The following is a 16,175-nucleotide window of genomic DNA, read 5'->3' as shown; positions in this document are numbered from 1 at the left end:
GGTAAACCCGCTCCTACAGGACAGCACGGTACCTGTAGGAGCGGGTTTACCCGCGAAGAGGCCGGCACAGGCCACCCAAAACTTGTGATCGCCGCCCAGCCTGAGTAACGTGGCCAGCTCTTTGGCAAAGATTCTCCGGAGCCCGCCCCATGCGCCTCACCCCTACCCTGCTGCTGACCGCCCTGCTGCCCCTGTTCGGCGGCTGCCAGCTGCTGGCAGACAAACCGACCGACCCGAACATCGGCACTACGCGCATGCAGGGTGAACTAAGCGCCGGGGGCGGCCAACTGCTGTTCAAGCCCTGCACCGAAAGCCGCCGCTTCGTGATCAACGATGCCGCTGGCACTGGCATCCTCCAGGAAGCCGCCAACCTCGCCAAGGATGCCAACGCCAAGCTGTTCGCCGATGTGCGCGGGCGCCTGACCGGCAGCAAGCAGGCCACCACCGACGGCCAGCTCGATGTCCGCGAACTGTACCGCCTGACGCCGTCGCCACAAGGCTGCGACGACCCCAACTTCAAGCAGCTGACCCTGCGTGCCAGCGGCAACGAACCCTTCTGGGCAGTCAAGGCCAGCGGTCGCGGAATGGTCATCGAACGCCCCGGCAAGGACCCACTGCCACTGCCGTTCCTCGAAGAAGAAATCCCAGGCGGCGGCCTGACCCTGTCCAGCGAAGCCAACGGCGAGCGCGTGGAACTGTGGGTCGCCCCGCAGCGCTGCGTCGACAGCGCCAGCGGCGCGGTCAGCCACCTGCGCGCCGAACTGCGCATCGACGGCCAGACCTTGCAGGGCTGTGGCTACTACGGTGGCGCGCGCGACAACTGATCGCCGGACACTTTTATCCTGCCAGTCAGGGCGGTGAACAGCTTATACTTGGCGGTTTGTGTAAAGCCGCCGGCCGTTCATGGCCGGGATACTGGACCCTGCCATGCTACGAATCACCGAACTGAAGCTGCCCCTGGACCATCCCGACGAAGCGCTGCGCGAAGCCATCGTCGAGCGCCTGGGTATCAGCGACGAGCAACTGCTCGGCTTCACCCTGTTCAAGCGCAGCTACGATGCACGCAAGAAGAACAGCGAGCTGCTGTTCATCTACACCATCGATCTCGAAACCAGCAACGAAGCCGAACTGCTGCGCAAGTTCGCAGACGATCGCAACATCGGTGTCGCTCCGGACACGCGCTACAAATTCGTCGGCCAGGCCCCTGAAAACCTGCAGGAACGCCCGATCGTGGTCGGCTTCGGCCCCTGCGGCATCTTCGCCGGGCTGTTGCTGGCGCAGATGGGCTTCAAGCCGATCATCCTCGAGCGTGGCAAGGAAGTCCGTCAGCGCACCAAGGACACCTGGGGCCTGTGGCGCAAGAGCGTGCTCAACCCCGAATCCAACGTGCAGTTCGGCGAGGGCGGTGCCGGGACCTTCTCCGACGGCAAGCTGTACAGCCAGATCAAGGACCCGCAGCATCACGGGCGCAAGGTGCTGGAGGAATTCGTCAAGGCTGGCGCGCCGGATGAGATCCTCTACATCAACAAGCCGCACATCGGTACCTTCCGCCTGACCGGCATGGTCGAGCAGATGCGCCAGGACATGATTGCCCTGGGCGCCGAAGTGCGTTTCCAGCAGAAGGTCACCGACCTGCTGGTCGACGATGGCCAACTGACCGGTGTGGTGCTGGAGAGTGGCGAACAGCTGCACTCCCGACATGTGGTCCTGGCCCTGGGCCACAGTGCCCGCGACACGTTCCGCATGCTCCACGCCAAGGGCGTGTACATGGAAGCCAAGCCATTCTCGGTGGGCTTCCGGATCGAGCACCCGCAGACGCTGATCGACAAGGCGCGCCTGGGCAAATACGCCGGCCACCCAAAACTCGGTGCTGCCGACTACAAGCTGGTGTACCACGCCAAGAACGGCCGCTCGGTCTACAGCTTCTGCATGTGCCCAGGCGGCACCGTGGTCGCCGCTACCAGCGAGCCTGGCCGCGTGGTCACCAACGGCATGAGCCAGTACTCGCGTAACGAGCGTAACGCCAACTCCGGCATCGTCGTCGGCATCGACCCGGAGCGCGACTACCCAGGCGGCCCGTTGGCGGGGATCGAACTGCAGGAGCGTCTCGAGGCCCATGCCTATGTCATGGGCGGTAGCAACTACCAGGCGCCGGCGCAACTGGTCGGCGACTTCGTCGCCGGCAAGCCGTCCACCGCCATCGGCAGTGTCGAGCCTTCATACAAGCCAGGCGTGACCCTGGGCGACCTGGCGCCGAGCCTGCCGGACTTCGCCATCGAGGCGATCCGCGAGGCGCTGCCGGCGTTCGACCGCCAGATCAAGGGCTACAACCTGCACGACGCGGTGCTCACCGGGATCGAGACGCGCACGTCCTCGCCGCTGCGCATCACCCGTGGCGAGGACTACCAGAGCCTGAACCTCAAGGGGCTGTTCCCTGCAGGCGAAGGGGCAGGTTATGCCGGTGGGATTCTTTCGGCCGGTGTCGATGGCATTCGCATCGCCGAGGCGGTGGCGCGGGATATGCTCGGTTTGTAAGGCAGCAAAAAGAAACCCCGACTGGCCACGCCAATCGGGGTTTCTTTTTGCCTTGCCGCAATCAGTGAGAGACGCGGCTGGTGCCATCCACGGTCATGATGCGCACGCGATCGCCAACCCGGAAGATTTCGTTTTCCTGTACCGCCTGGACGTACGCGCGCATGCTGCCGTCGTCCTCGCGCACGGTGATCTCGACACCCTGGGTACGGGTCAGGCCTTCCTCGGCGGCGGAGCCTGCCAGGCCACCCGCGACGGCACCGATCACTGCAGCCACGATGCTGCCGCGGCCACCGCCAATGGCGCTACCGGCCACACCACCGACAACGGCACCTGCGCCACCACCGATCGGGGTCTTGGTGCCTTCGATCTTGACCGGGCGCAGGGATTCGATGGTGCCCATGCGCACGGTCTGCACGCGACGGGCCTCATCACGGGAGTAGCTGTCGCCAGACAGGTTCGAGGCACAGCCTCCCAACAACAGCGACATGGCGGTGAAGCTCGCCACCAGCAAAGCGGATTTACGCATTGGGAAATCTCCTTGGGTCAGGTGTCCATTAGACGCCGCAGACAGCCAGGTGTCACGAGACACACGTAACAAATTCAGTTTCATTCAGCCACTGTACAGCCCTGACGGGCCACCAGCAGCCTGCAACGTTTGACCAAGGATAGACGCGGATTGCACCATCACGATGAAGCTCGCCTCGACATCAAGGTGCGAGGCGCTCACGCAGCCAACGACCATCGACCAAACGATAGTTCAGGCGATCGTGCAGACGGCTCGCCCGCCCCTGCCAGAACTCGATACGCTCGGGCAGCAGGCGGTAGCCGCCCCAATGCTCGGGGCAGTGCGGCTGAGTGTCGCTGAAGCGTGCTTCGGTGGCCTTGACCAGGCCCTGAAGCTCCTCGCGGTCGGCAATCACCCGGCTCTGCGGCGATGCCCAGGCGCCCAGGCGGCTGCCCAACGGGCGTACCTGGTAGTAATCGTCCGACTCCTTGGCCGTGACCTTTTCCACTCGCCCCTCGATACGCACCTGCCGCTCCAGCGCTGGCCAGAAGAAGGTCATCGCGGCGAAGGGGTTGGCCAGCAGTTGCTGGCCCTTGGCGCTGTCGTAGTTGGTGAAGAAGGTGAACCCGCGCTCATCGAGCCCCTTCAGCAACAAAACCCGGCAATGCGGCCGACCTTCGCCATCGACGGTGGCCAGAGTCATGGCATTGGCCTCCACCGGTGGCTGCTCGGTCTTCACCGCGTCGGCAAACCACTGCTGGAACAGAGCGAACGGCTCACCCGGGGCTTGGGCTTCGGCCAGGCCATCACGGGTGTAGTCGCGGCGCATATCGGCCAGGGATTGGGTCATCACTACGCTTCCTTGGAGATCAGTTGGCCTTCGCCGGGGTGTTGGCGGCTACCTTGTTGTCCGTGGTGGCCTTCTTGGTCGCTGCCTTGGCGGGCGCGGCCTTTTTCTTGGCAGCGGCCTTGGCCGGCGCCTTGGACTTGGCGACGGTTTTCTTCGCCGCAGGCTTGGCTGCGGCCTTGGTACCTGCCTTGGCCTTGGTGCTGGCCTTGCTCTCGGCAACCTTGGTAGCCGGTGCCTGGACGTTCTGCGCCGCGACCATCGTGGCTGCAGCCGACGAGCCAGGAGTCTGGTACCTGGCAATCAGCGCGACCATGGTGTTCTGCGGGGTAAGCAGCATTTCCACCCGGCGGTTCAGCGCACGGCCTTCGGCGCTGTCGTTGGCGGCACGTGGCATTTCCGAGCCCATGCCCTTGAGCATCAGGCGGTCACGTTGTAGGCCGCTGAGGCGGAAAATCGCCGAGACCGAGGCGGCACGCTCCAGGCTGAGCTTCTGGTTGGCGGTGACGACGCCACTGCTGTCAGCGTGGCCGAGGATCAACACGGCGGTCTTGCTGTCGCCCTCGACGGTTTTCGCCACGCGGGTGATCGGCCCCAGGCTCATGGGCAGCAGCATGTTCGGACGATCAGGGTTGTAGGAGCCATCCACCGGCAGGGTCACCGCCAGCACGTTGTCGCGGCGCTCCAGCTCCAGCTTGCTGTCCTTGATCGCTTCACGCAGTTTGGGCTCGTACTCGTCGAGCCAGGCCTGGGTAGCCTTCTGGTCGATCTTCGGCACCGCTGCGACCTTGGCTTGCTTGTCTTCACCGCCGAACGGCCACCACCAGTGGCCAGCGCTTTCAGCCTTGGCCTCGGATTTGGCTTCTGCCTTGGCCACCTTCTCGGTGACCGCCGCTTTCACTTCCTGGTCGGCGACCTTGTCCGAACCGAATGGCCACCAGCTCAGGCCGCCCTCCTTGGAACCGTCCTGGGAGTGGCTGGCGCAACCGGTCATGGCGGTCAGGCACAGGGCTAGTGCTAAGGTTTTGTGTGAAGACATCAGCGATACACCATGAAAATGAAAGGAATTTTGCCCGCGCGTTCAGGCGTTGGCATTGAGGATAGTCAAAGGGCTGGGCCAATACCCGCATTACCCGATCAAAGGCAATCGCCCAACACGCGCACCAACTTCTGCGCTCTCGGGTCCATCAGCACATAGGGGCCGAGGGTATTGACCACGAAACCGAAGGCGACGTCGTGCTCCGGGTCGGCGAAACCGACCGAGCCACCCGCCCCTGGATGCCCGAAAGCACGCGCCCCCAGGCCAAAGGTGGCATTGGCCACATCCGGCTGATCGAGCATGCAACCTAGGCCAAAGCGGGTCTGGGTCAGCAGGGTGCGGTCTTGGCCGAGGCTGTGCTCGCGGGTCAGCTCATCGAGCAGCTCCGATTCGAGCAGGCTGCCGTCGAGCAGGCCGGCATAGAACCCGGCCAGGCTGCGTGCATTGCCGTGGCCGTTGGCCGCAGGCTGCTGCATGCGCCGCCATTCTGGCTTGTTGGTACTGGTGAGAATCGCCGGCGGATTGGTGAACGCCCGGGTCGACAGGGCTTCAGGCTCGCGCATGGTCACCTGCAGCAGACGCTGGGCCGCCGCGTCACCTGGGTTGCCTTTGCCGCGGGCGATATGCGCCACACGGTAGAATTCCTCGTCCGCCAGGCCGACGTGGAAGTCCAGCCCCAGGGGGCGGGCGGTCCGGGCCACGATCGAATCACCGGGGCCACGGCCATCGGCGCGGCGGATCAACTCACCGATCAGCCAGCCATAGGTGATCGCCGCGTAGCCATGTTCGCTACCCGGGGTCCACCAGGGGGTTTCGGCGGCCAGGGCATCGACCATGGTCTGCCAGTCGTACAGGGCTTCGGCCGGCAGCAGCTCGCGGATGGCCGGTAGGCCGGCGCGGTGGCTGAGCAACTGACGCAAGGTGATGCCCTGTTTGCCGGCCTGGGCGAACTCGGGCCAATAACGCACCACCGGGGTATCCAGCGCCAACTTGCCCTCACCGACCAGTTGCAGCGCGGTAACGGCGGCAAAGGTCTTGGTGCAGGAGAACAGGTTGGCGATAGTGTCGCTGTGCCAGGCCTGCTGGCCGTCCTTGTCGGCGCTGCCAGCCCACAAGTCGATGACGGTCTCGCCGCCGACCTGGATGCACAACGCCGCTCCACGCTCCTGGGGATCTTCGAACAACTCGGCGAACGCATCGCGCACCGCCTCGAACTTCAGCTCATAGTGACCCTGGATCTGCACCCGCTAGTACTCCATCCGACCTTGCTGGCAAAGGCATGCATTGTTTCAGTAGTTGAGCCGTTTGCAAACTGGCTCTAGCTGGAAGGTCGCAAGTAAAAAGTTCCGCAGAGGCTGCGGTACTGTTCAGGTGAGATCGCCGGGGGCCGCTTTGCGGCCCTTTCGCGGTATGCGGCCGCTCCTACAACAATGCAATTGTCGGAGCGGGCGCACCACAGCGAGCTCACGGTGCCGGCTTGACCAGCTGCCCGCGCAAATGATCGAGGGTCTGCTGGTTGGCCTTGCGCACCGCATCGACGAAGCCGGCATAAGGCAGGTCGGTGATCGCCACCAGCCCCAGGTGACCATTCTCACCGTCGAGCAGGCGTCCACTGGCCGGTTGGTCGAGGTACTGGAACCAGTGCGCGCCGACGATCATCGGCTGCGCCAGGGCAGCCTTGAGGAAATTGCCATAGGCAGGCCCACGGTCCTCCTCCCGCGGTACTTCCAGCGGCCCCGGCCAGAATGGCCCGCGATCGCGCGAGCCGAACTGGAATTCGCTCACCAGCACAGGCTTGTCCAGCTCTGCCAGGCGCGCGAAGTCGTAGCCATCCTCGGGCTTGAGGGTATAGAAATTGAAACTCAGCACATCACAGAACTCGGCACAGGCCTTGACCGCTTCCGGTGTGCTCACGGCATAGCGGCCGCCCAGCAGGAGATGATTGGGAGCGTGCCATTTCAGTGCATCGGAAATGGTCTTGAAGTAGGTTTCGGCGAACGTCTGCTGGAAATGCTGGAAGTCCCGCTCGATCTCCGGGTGGGCCGGGTCGGGCAGCGGCGCCTCGAAGCCTGGGTCCTCCATCAGTTCCCAGGCCTGCAAGTCGATGCCCCAGGCCTTGGACAGGCCTTGCTGGTTGCGGTACTTGTCGCGCAACTGCTTGAGGAAGGCGCGTTTGGCGGGCACATCGGTGGTCAGGCGCAAGGTCCCGTAGGCCAAGCCATAACGCGCCTTGGGGTCGTCGCCGGGCGCCGCCCAGGCCAGTTCGTTGTCGGCGAAGTAACCGATCAACCAGGGGTCGTCGCGATGATCGCGCGCGGCGATGGCCACAGCCCGCTCGGTAGCCATGGCGAAGCGCGGGTCGAACGGGTCGGGCATGCGTCCCCACCAATCCATGCCGGTGCTGATGCTGGCGTAGTCGCCGACGATCGACAGTGGCAGGGTGTACGCCATGCGCTGGGTCTGGCCCAGCGCCGGGTCGCTCCAATTGCCCAGGGTATTGAAGCCCCAGGCCTGCAAGCGGTCCAGGGTATGGCCCTGCCAGCGCTCGGCGTCCAACGCCGCTGGCGGGCAGGCTGCAGGTGTCGGCTCGGTGGTATTGCCCGGGCAGGGTTTGCCGTAGGTGCGCTGAAGGTTGGCAGCGTAGAAGTCGAACCAGCGCCCCTGCTTGAAATTGCGGCCCTGGGACGAGGCATTGCCATCGTCGTTGTTGCCCTCGCCATAGAAAGCTGCCAGGGCATCACCTTCGACCGGCAGGCCCTGGAACATCGCCTCACGGCCAGTGACATAGGTGCGCCCGTCGCTGGCGGTCACGGCGTTGACGCCCAGGGAATAGAACGGATGACCTTCGGGTGTGACCAGGTACCAGCGGCCGTCACGTTTTTCAGTACGGAAAAAACCCTGCGCCTCGAACGCCGGCCCTGCGACGATTCCGCCGTAAGTATCCAATTTCTGCTTGCCACGCTCGGCCAGCCAAGCCTTGAGCTGCTGCTGTTCACGGTTGCCCGCCGCCTTGAGCTGATCGTCGTTGGCGATCTTCTCCGGCCAGCGGGCGCGGGTGGATTGGCCATAGCCGTCGATCAAGCCCTGGTAGACAGCCTTGTAGGCAAGCTCGTCATCCTGCACGCCGACCTTCTCGATCAACAGGCTCTGGGCCACCTTGGGCCCAGGAATGCTCAGGCTGACGGCCACCACCTGCTTGAGGTCGACCTCCCCGGCGCTGCTGGCCAACAACAGCCGCTGGCCTTCATGCATCCAGGGCATCGGCGGCCCGGCACGCATGCCCTGGCTCAACGGCGAGCTGGCCCTGAGCGGCACCATCACCGTCTGCGCCGGCCCCGCTGGCAGGTCAACGCGGCTGGTCAGGCTGCGGCCATCGCTGCCCTGCACCGTCACATCCACCGTCAGCGCCCAGTCCATGCCGCTCTGCAGGCGCAAAGTGAGAAATTGCCCGGTCGACCAATCCCAGGCACCCTGCTGCGGGCTCAAGCGCAGGGTCGGCCGCTCGACCGGGTTGAACACCACCCGCCGCAACACTTCGCCTTCGGCCGTCTGCTCCGCGTTGTACTGGGGCATCCCGGTATTGTCGGTCACCACGTTGACCACCGAGGCCGGGCGCACGAAGCTGAACAGCGTCTGGTTCGCGGCCAGCAATGGCGCGCTGAACGACAGGCCGAGTAGCAATGGCAGGGTGCGGCGGATCATAAGGCTGGGGGTCTCCTTCCGGGGCCTTGAGGCATGTCGCGGAACGGGACGTTTCGAACGACGCCCCTGCATCCCTGTGCGGCCCGCGACTGAATGATGGACAACGCGCCGTCGCAGCATGCTCCGCGCGTCAGCTAATCTCCCGCCGGAACGGCGGCAGCGCATTGAGGATAGCCTTGCCGTAGCGTTGGGTGACCAGGCGCCGGTCGAGCAAGGTGATGACGCCGCGATCCTGTTCGGTCCGCAGCAGGCGCCCGCAGGCCTGGATCAGCCGTAGTGAAGCGTCGGGCACGGCGATTTCCATGAACGGATTACCGCCACGCGCCTCGATCCACTCGGCCAGGGCCGCCTCGACCGGATCGTCCGGCACGGCGAAAGGAATCTTGGCGATCACCACGTGTTCGCAATAGGCACCTGGCAGGTCGACACCCTCGGCGAAACTGGCCAGGCCGAACAGCACGCTGTGCTGGCCGTCGTCGACCCGTGCCTTGTGCTTGTTGAGGGTTTCCTGCTTGGACAGGTTGCCCTGGATCAGCACCAGCTTGCGCCAGTCACGGTCCAGGCCGTCGAACACATCCTGCATCTGTTTGCGCGAGGAGAACAGCACCAGTGCACCGCGAGCCTCCTCGACGATCTGCGGCAGTTCGCGGATGATCGCCGCAGTGTGTGCGGTCGCATCGCGAGGGTCGGCCTTGAGGTCCGGCACTCGCAGCAGCCCGGCGTCGCCATGCACGAAGGGGCTCGGCACCACGCAGGTCACGGCATCGCGTGGCAACCCCGAACGCATGCGAAAACGGTCGAACTTGCCCAGGGCGGTGAGCGTCGCCGAGGTGACCAGGGCGCCATGGGCGACGCTCCACAGGCTGCGCCGGAGCATTTCGGCAGCCAGGATGGGGCTGGCGTTGACCTCGATGTCGAACAGCGCCCCACTTTCGGCCAGGGTCAACCAGCGCGCCATCGGCGGGCTGTCTTCCGGGTCTTCGGCGGTGAAGGCGGTCCACAGCTCCCAGTTGCCCTGGGCACGGGTCACCAGGCTGCCGAACAATGGGTACCATTCCTCGGCCTGGTGGCTGGCGATACCGATATTGACCTCGCCATCCATACCTTCCTTGAGCAGGTCGGCCAGGCGCGTGAACAGGTCGTTGAGCCGGGCGAAGCCCTTCTTCAACTCGATGCCCACCTCGCGCATCTGCTCCGGCACCACACCGCCTTCGAAGCGGTAGCGTGGGCGTTCGCGGCCTTCGGTGTCCTCGCCGGGACGGAAGTCGGCGACCTGCTCGCACAGGGTGAACATGAACTGTTGCTGGGTACGGACCTCGCGCGCCAGTTCCGGCACCTGCTCGATCAGCTTGCCCAGGTCGCCGGGCAGCGGGTGCTGGGCCAGCAGCTTGGTCAGGTTCTTGGCGGTCTGCTCGAGCCAGTCGGCGGTGGAGCGCAGCCGTGAATAGTGAGCGAAGTGGCCGATGGCCTTGTCCGGCAGATGGTGGCCTTCGTCGAATACATAGATGGTATCGCGCGGGTCGGGCAGCACCGCGCCGCCGCCCAGGGCCAGGTCGGCCAGGACCATGTCATGGTTGGTGACGATCACATCGACCTTGCCCATGCCTTCGCGCGCCTTGTAGAACACGCACTGCTGGAAGTTCGGACAATGGCGCCCGGTGCACTGGCTGTGGTCGGTGGTCAGGCGCGCCCAGTCCTGGTCTTCCAGGGCCTCGGGCCAGCTGTCGCGGTCACCGTCCCAACGGTTGCCGGCGAGCTTTTCGATCATGCTGTTGAACAGCTTCTGGCTGCGCTCGTCGACCTCGATGTGGAAGCCTTCCTCCTCGAACAGCTGGGCCGTGGCCGATTGCGCATGGCCCTCCTGCAGCAGGATGTCGAGCTTGGACAGGCACAGGTAGCGGCCGCGCCCCTTGGCCAGCGAGAAGCTGAAGTTGAGGCCGCTGTTGCGCATCAGGTCGGGCAGGTCCTTGAAGACGATCTGCTCCTGCAGGGCGACGGTGGCAGTGGCGATCACCAGGCGTTTGCCGGCGGCCTTGGCGGCGGGGATCGCTGCCAGGCTGTAGGCGACCGTCTTGCCGGTACCGGTGCCCGCCTCAACCGCCACCACGGCGGGCTCGCCGGCACGGCGACCCTCGTCGTCGCAGGCGATGTCGCCCAGCACCTTGGCGACTTCGGCGATCATCAGGCGCTGGCCATAGCGCGGCTTGAGGCTCTTGGCTTCGAGAAAACGCGAGTAGGCGCCCTGGATGGTGGCTTTGAGTTCGTTGCTGATCATGGTCTGCAGGCGCCCGGAGGGCTGGATATATTTTCAGTGTTTCTCATGGGGCGGCTATCATACCCCGCTATTGCCCTTTATGCCGCATGGAGATCCGGATGCTCGCCTTTGCCCTGCCCTACACACTGCATGTCCTGGCCGCCCTGGTATGGGTCGGCGGCATGTTCTTCGCCTGGCTGGTACTGCGCCCGGCCACGGTTGCAGCCCTTGAGGGGCCTGCCCGGTTGCGCCTTTGGGTGGAAGTTTTCCGACGCTTCTTCGGCTGGGTCTGGTTGGCCGTGGCCATTTTGGCGATAAGTGGTATCGGCATGTTGCACATGCGTTTCAGCGGCTTCGAGACCGCGCCGCGCTATGTGCAGGTGATGATCGGCGGTGGCATCGCCATGTTCGCGCTGTTCATGCGCATCCAGGCGTTGCTGTTGCCCGAGCTGAAAACCGCAGTGCAGGATGAAGACTGGGCCACCGGCGCCGCCGTGCTGGGGCGGATCCGGCGCATGGTCGGCGTCAACCTGCTGCTGGGGCTGGCCGTGGTGGCACTGGCCAGTTCGCGCGTCCTGCTCTGATCGCACCAACCCCGGGCCTGGTCGCCCGGGGTCGAAACCCCACTCAGAGGCGTTGCAGGATCAGTTCCCCGGCAGCGCCCGCCAGGCCAGGCTGGCCCGGCTGCCCTGGGCGCCCGTTGGCGCCGGCATCGGTGCTGTATACCAGGCAACCCTTGCTCGCACCGCCCTTGCCCGGCTTGCCCGCAGCCCCGGGTTTGCCGGCGGCACCGCCATCCAGGCGCACCACGATGCGCTCCTCGGCAAAACCTTGCGGCACGCTGAGGCGAATTCGCCCACCGGCTGCGCCATCGTGGCCGTTGCCACCGTCATCGCCGTTGGCGCCTCGGCTGGCCTGGCCCCAGGTGCAGCCGCCGGCGCGGCCGTTGGCACCATCGAGGCCGACATAACCAGGAGCTCCAGCGCCGCCACGGGCATCGATGGCCAGGCGCTCGGCGTCGAGCTCATCGAGTTTCAGGTCGAGGTTGCGCCCCGATCGGGCAGCACGCTCGTACGTGCCAGGCGCGCCGGGAGCGCTGAACTCACTGCCCTGCCCCAGGCGTGCGGTGCGCGCCTCGATCAGCAACGGGCTGTCGGATGGCGCGATGGCGATCCGGGCGTTCTCGCCCAGTTCGAGCTGGTCGATGCGCAGCTCGGTCAGCGTGGCCGGCAGCAACAGCGTGGCCGAGTCGGCCACACGCAGGTGCTCGAGATGCACGCTGGCCGACTTGTTCGACAGGCGCAGCATCGAGTTGGCAGCGACGTCCAGGCTTTCGGCCTGGGCCAGGGGGGCGGCCAGTGCGGCCAGCAACATCAGTTTACGCACGACTCGACGGCTCCTGCGGACGGGGGATGGACATGACATGGAAGATACCCGTCAGCAGGATTTGCAGACGGTCGAACCAGCGGTGGCTACGGCCACGCAGGCTGCCATTGAAACACAGTACTTCAAGCACGTGCAGGCCGAGCAACGCGATGCCGGCGGCATTGATCAGCAGATTGAACGGTAGCGGCTGCGGCATCAGCCAATTGGCCAGTACCACCCACCAGAACACGACCGTCAAGGCCTTGCCCAGGCCAAGGATGAACGTCATGGTTGCCCCCGTTCTTTCCCGTCATGCCAGCGTGGCGCGAGCAAACGTGCCCAGCGACCGGCAGTGGCTGCAGCGCCCTGGCCTGCGCCAGGCTTCAGTTGAGGTGCAGGTCGACCCGCCGGTTGTGCGCGCGCCCTTCCTCGGTGTCGTTGTCGGCGATCGGCTCGCTTTCGCCGCGGCCCTGGCTGGTCACCTTGTCCGGCGCCAGTCCCTGGCTGATGAGGTACTGCGCGACGCTGCTGGCCCGACGTTCGGAGAGTGCCTGGTTGTAGCTGTCGGAGCCGACGCTGTCGGTATGGCCGACCACCCTGATGCGCGTCACGCCCAGTTCCTGCAAGCGCGGCAGCAGGCTTTGCAGGCGCTGCTCGCTGGCGGGTGTCAGTTCGGCAGAGTTGAACGCGAACATCACCTGCCCCTGGTCGTCGAGGGAGATGACTTCGGCCTTGGGCTCGGGCACGGGCTGGGAGGCCGGGTATTGCGGCAATGGACAGCCCATGTGGTCGACCGGCGTATTCGCCGGTGTCTCCGGACAACGGTCACGGCGATCGAAGACGCCGTCGCCATCCTCGTCGCCATCCTGGGCATAGCAGATCAGGCCGCCGGCGATCGCACCCAGGGCTCCACCACCGGCTGCCCAACTGGAACTCTCGATAGCGCCCAGGCCACCACCGACCAGCCCGCCAAGCAGGCTGCAGATCGGCCAAGTGCGTTGATTGAGGGGTGCGCTGCCATCGCTGTGGGTGGCACAGCCCGCCAGCAGGCCAGAGGCCAACAGCAACGGCAATGCCGCCTTCGACATGACACTCATGATGAATGCTCCTGTGTGGCCGGCCGCTACCGGCTACTCAGGATTAAAGACGCGCCCGCGCCACTTCTCAAGGCGCGGGCACATGCCGTCAACGCTGGATCTTGATCTCGGTGCGACGGTTCATGGCGCGGCCCTCTTCAGTGGCATTGTCCGCCACCGGCTGGGTCTCGCCAGCGCCCACCACCGACACGAAGCTGCTGCGCGGCACACCATTTTCGACCAGGTAATCGGTCACCGAGTGGGCACGACGCTCTGACAACTTCTGGTTGTAGCTGTCGGAACCGACGCTGTCGGTATGGCCGGTCACGCTCAGGCGAGCGCTCGGGGCTTCCTGTTTCAAGCGCGTGGCCACAGTGTTCAGGCGTTCCTTGTCGCCAGCGGTCAGGCGCGCCGAGTCGAATTCGAAGCGCACGTCTCGGATGACGATGACTTCTTCCTTCTGCACCACGACCTCCTGCGCCGGTTGCGGTGGTGGCGGCGGGCAGCCATCGGCATCGACCTGCACGCCACGCGGGGTGCCGGGGCACTTGTCGCGGCTGTCCGGCACGCCATCACCGTCCTCGTCGCCATCGCCGTGGGACCAGCAGTAGCCGGCCGCCAGGCCGCCGCCGAGCAGCGCGCCCCAGCCGGCCCAGCTGGAACTCTCGATGGCGCCCAGGGCGGCACCGCCCACGCCCCCGACGGCAGCACACTTCGGCCAGTCGGTTTTTTGCAAACCTGCACAACCAGTCAACACACTGGTGAGCAGGACCAGGGGGATCGCTGTGCGTACTATGCTCATTTCGTCGCTTCTCCTAGGGGGAACCGGCACGAGGCCGATCAGAGGGAGTAAAGACCGCGTCATCGATCCCTGCCAGCAATAAGCCATCTGGCTGTCACATGCCCTTTGCCCGCCAGCGTCAGCCCCGCTAGTCTTGGCCTACCTGAACGAGGATTGGCAATGACCGACGGTTTTTCCCAGCGCACGCCGCAACAAGCCCTGGCCGCCCTGCTGGAGCGCTTCACCCCAAGCCGCTTGCTGCTGGTAGGCTCACGCTTCCCCGCCCTGGACGCCTTTGTCCAGGCGCATCCCGACGTGCATATCGCCAGCGCCGCTGCGGGCCCACTGCCAGCAGACCTGGCGGCGCAGCGCTTCGACCTGGCGATCCTGATCGACTGCCTGGAGCACCTGCCCAAACGCAGCGGGCTTGAACTGCTGGGGGGTATCCGCAATCTCAATGCCAACCGGGTAGCGGTGCTGGCCGACCTGTCCGCCTGCGGTTGGCACGACACCGACTTCTTCGCCCTGGCGCTGTCGGCCAGCGAGAAATTTCGCCGTGACGAGCAGGAATTGAGCCTGTTCACCTATGATCTACACGACTACAAGCAGGTCCCGGACTGGCTCAACGCCAAGTTCTGGGCCAATCCTGAAAACTTCGGCAAATACTGGTGGTGACGATGAGTGTCTCGGTCTGCCCCTGTGGCAGTGGCAACCTGCTCGACGCCTGCTGCGGGCATTATCATGCCGGTACTGCGGCACCGGATGCCCAGGCCTTGATGCGCTCACGCTACAGCGCGTACGTGCTGGGGTTGGTCGACTACCTGGTAGCCACGACCCTGCCGGCCCAGCAGCCCGGCCTGGACCGTGATGCCATGGCGGCCTGGAGTGCCCAGAGCACCTGGCTGGGGCTGGAGGTGGACGGTGCCGAGGTGTTCGGTGGCCAGCCCGAACACGCCTTCGTCACCTTCACCGCACGCTGGCACGACCAAGCAGGCGACCACCAGCATCATGAGCGCTCGGCTTTCGTCCAGCGTGCCGGGCGCTGGTATTTCATCGACCCGACGGTGAAGCTCCACGCCCAACGCAACGACCCGTGCCCCTGCGCCAGCGGGCAGAAGTTCAAGAAATGCTGCGCAAGCTACGTGGGTAGCTGAGCATGGCGGCCCTGCTGCGCACCTTCCTGCTCACAGGCCTGCTGGGCCTGCTGGCAGGTTGTGCCAGCTGGGGTGGCAGTGAATGGCGCGAGCCCGAGGTGCACCTGCTGCGGGTCGAGACCGTCAAGGCGCGGCTGCACCAGCAGGAGTTCGTCCTGCACCTGCAGGTGGTCAACCCCAACGACAGCCGGTTGTTCATCCGCAACCTGGGCTATTCGGTACGTCTCAACGACCTGCTGCTGGTCGAGGACGAGGCCAGCTTGTGGCGCAGTGTCGGCGGCCATGCCGAGCGCACCTTCAAGATCACCGCACGGACCAACCTGTGGCAGCACCTCAAGCCACTGGCCAAGCTGCTCAGGAGCCAGCAGCCGCTGCACTATCGCCTGCAGGCCGAACTGAACACCGGGTTGATCATCCATCGGAGCCTGCACTTGTCGCGAAGTGATGAGATAATGCCCGGCGATCTCATACCGGAGTAACCCTGCAATGACCCAGCAACCCCATGTCCATGGCCCCGACTGCAACCACGATCATGATCACCACCACGATCACGATCATGGCCATGTGCACGGCCCGCACTGCAACCACGGCCACCAGGAGCCGGTGCGCAACGCCCTGAAGGACGTCGGCCGCAACGACCCGTGCCCATGCGGCAGCCAGAAGAAGTTCAAGAAGTGCCACGGGGCGTGATTTCGGATCGATAGTGCCAGTTCCATGGGTTCTGCCGGGGGAGCTGGATGTCGGCTTTCCCGTGCCTGCCTTGGGTTTTGCAGTGCCGCGTAAATCGAGCGCCGCCCGCGCGGCGCATCGCGAGCTGCGCTCGCTCCTACGTTTGTTTCGGGCCAGTAACGTCGGTGACAGGCGCGCGCGACCGCCTTGGTGTCCACCTCGATATGGTGTCGTACAAACAAGGCGGC

Annotated in this window: 17 protein-coding genes; 7 read left to right on the top strand and 10 right to left on the bottom strand. The window is 65.1% G+C overall.

The window, feature by feature from the left end:
- Positions 1-149: 149 nt before the first annotated feature.
- Both IAE37_RS24420 and IAE37_RS24415 read left to right on the top strand, forming a co-directional pair.
- On the top strand, positions 150-824 hold the full coding sequence (locus IAE37_RS24420) for a COG3650 family protein (RefSeq protein ID WP_201177783.1): 675 nt from the start codon (positions 150-152) through the stop codon (positions 822-824).
- A 103-nt stretch (positions 825-927) separates the two neighbouring features.
- A complete protein-coding gene (locus IAE37_RS24415; protein WP_201177781.1) occupies positions 928-2,535 on the top strand; it encodes an NAD(P)/FAD-dependent oxidoreductase in 1,608 nt (535 codons plus the stop codon).
- Positions 2,536-2,596: 61 nt separating this feature from the next.
- On the opposite strand, the gene IAE37_RS24410 is transcribed toward IAE37_RS24415, so the two are convergent.
- From IAE37_RS24410 to dinG, 6 genes are all read right to left on the bottom strand, one after another.
- Positions 2,597-3,061, bottom strand: a complete 465-nt coding sequence (locus tag IAE37_RS24410; RefSeq protein ID WP_133331800.1) for a glycine zipper 2TM domain-containing protein — start codon at positions 3,059-3,061, stop codon at positions 2,597-2,599.
- Positions 3,062-3,242: 181 nt separating this feature from the next.
- Positions 3,243-3,890 carry a pyridoxamine 5'-phosphate oxidase gene (gene pdxH, locus IAE37_RS24405; RefSeq protein WP_201177779.1) on the bottom strand — a complete coding sequence of 216 codons (648 nt, stop codon included), beginning with the start codon at positions 3,888-3,890 and terminating at the stop codon, positions 3,243-3,245.
- A gap of 19 nt (positions 3,891-3,909) precedes the next feature.
- Positions 3,910-4,926 (bottom strand): OmpA family protein, encoded by a 1,017-nt coding sequence (locus IAE37_RS24400; protein ID WP_201177777.1) that lies wholly within the window; start codon positions 4,924-4,926, stop codon positions 3,910-3,912.
- A gap of 98 nt (positions 4,927-5,024) precedes the next feature.
- On the bottom strand, positions 5,025-6,170 hold the full coding sequence (locus IAE37_RS24395; protein ID WP_201177775.1) for a serine hydrolase domain-containing protein: 1,146 nt from the start codon (positions 6,168-6,170) through the stop codon (positions 5,025-5,027).
- Positions 6,171-6,390: 220 nt separating this feature from the next.
- Complete coding sequence (locus IAE37_RS24390; RefSeq protein ID WP_201177773.1) at positions 6,391-8,628, bottom strand: beta-galactosidase; 2,238 nt, start codon at positions 8,626-8,628, stop codon at positions 6,391-6,393.
- Positions 8,629-8,758: 130 nt separating this feature from the next.
- A complete protein-coding gene (gene dinG, locus IAE37_RS24385) occupies positions 8,759-10,903 on the bottom strand; it encodes an ATP-dependent DNA helicase DinG (RefSeq protein ID WP_201177771.1) in 2,145 nt (714 codons plus the stop codon).
- 98 nt (positions 10,904-11,001) lie between these two features.
- Here dinG and IAE37_RS24380 point away from each other — a divergent pair, with 98 nt between their 5' ends.
- Entirely contained in the window at positions 11,002-11,466 is a 465-nt protein-coding gene (locus IAE37_RS24380) for a CopD family protein (protein WP_201177769.1), read from the top strand.
- A 43-nt stretch (positions 11,467-11,509) separates the two neighbouring features.
- On the opposite strand, the gene IAE37_RS24375 is transcribed toward IAE37_RS24380, so the two are convergent.
- The 4 genes from IAE37_RS24375 to IAE37_RS24360 form a co-directional block, all read right to left on the bottom strand.
- The gene (locus tag IAE37_RS24375; RefSeq protein WP_201177767.1) at positions 11,510-12,268 is read right to left on the bottom strand and encodes a collagen-like protein; all 759 of its coding nucleotides are present in this window, start codon (positions 12,266-12,268) and stop codon (positions 11,510-11,512) included.
- Positions 12,261-12,536: a DUF1145 domain-containing protein gene (locus IAE37_RS24370; protein ID WP_201177765.1), complete on the bottom strand. Its 276-nt coding sequence runs from the start codon at positions 12,534-12,536 to the stop codon at positions 12,261-12,263. The genes IAE37_RS24375 and IAE37_RS24370 overlap by 8 nt, the downstream gene beginning before the upstream one ends.
- Positions 12,537-12,630: 94 nt before the next feature.
- A complete protein-coding gene (locus IAE37_RS24365; protein WP_201177763.1) occupies positions 12,631-13,344 on the bottom strand; it encodes an OmpA family protein in 714 nt (237 codons plus the stop codon).
- 88 nt (positions 13,345-13,432) lie between these two features.
- A complete protein-coding gene (locus IAE37_RS24360; protein ID WP_201177761.1) occupies positions 13,433-14,125 on the bottom strand; it encodes an OmpA family protein in 693 nt (230 codons plus the stop codon).
- A gap of 159 nt (positions 14,126-14,284) precedes the next feature.
- On the opposite strand from IAE37_RS24360, the gene IAE37_RS24355 reads away from it, so the two are divergent.
- The 4 genes from IAE37_RS24355 to IAE37_RS24340 are packed head-to-tail and all read left to right on the top strand — an operon-like array spanning position 14,285 to position 15,948.
- The gene (locus tag IAE37_RS24355; protein WP_201177759.1) at positions 14,285-14,779 is read left to right on the top strand and encodes a DUF6231 family protein; all 495 of its coding nucleotides are present in this window, start codon (positions 14,285-14,287) and stop codon (positions 14,777-14,779) included.
- A gap of 2 nt (positions 14,780-14,781) precedes the next feature.
- Positions 14,782-15,258, top strand: a complete 477-nt coding sequence (locus IAE37_RS24350) for a YchJ family protein (RefSeq protein ID WP_201177757.1) — start codon at positions 14,782-14,784, stop codon at positions 15,256-15,258.
- A gap of 2 nt (positions 15,259-15,260) precedes the next feature.
- The gene (locus IAE37_RS24345; RefSeq protein ID WP_201177755.1) at positions 15,261-15,737 is read left to right on the top strand and encodes an LEA type 2 family protein; all 477 of its coding nucleotides are present in this window, start codon (positions 15,261-15,263) and stop codon (positions 15,735-15,737) included.
- A gap of 7 nt (positions 15,738-15,744) precedes the next feature.
- A complete protein-coding gene (locus IAE37_RS24340) occupies positions 15,745-15,948 on the top strand; it encodes an SEC-C metal-binding domain-containing protein (protein ID WP_201177752.1) in 204 nt (67 codons plus the stop codon).
- The last annotated feature ends 227 nt before the right edge of the window (positions 15,949-16,175 follow it).

The organism is Pseudomonas sp. S31 (genome assembly GCF_016648105.1).
Classification (GTDB): domain Bacteria; phylum Pseudomonadota; class Gammaproteobacteria; order Pseudomonadales; family Pseudomonadaceae; genus Aquipseudomonas.
Note: the sequence above shows the minus strand (reverse complement) of the source record. Positions and strands in the feature narration are given on the sequence as shown.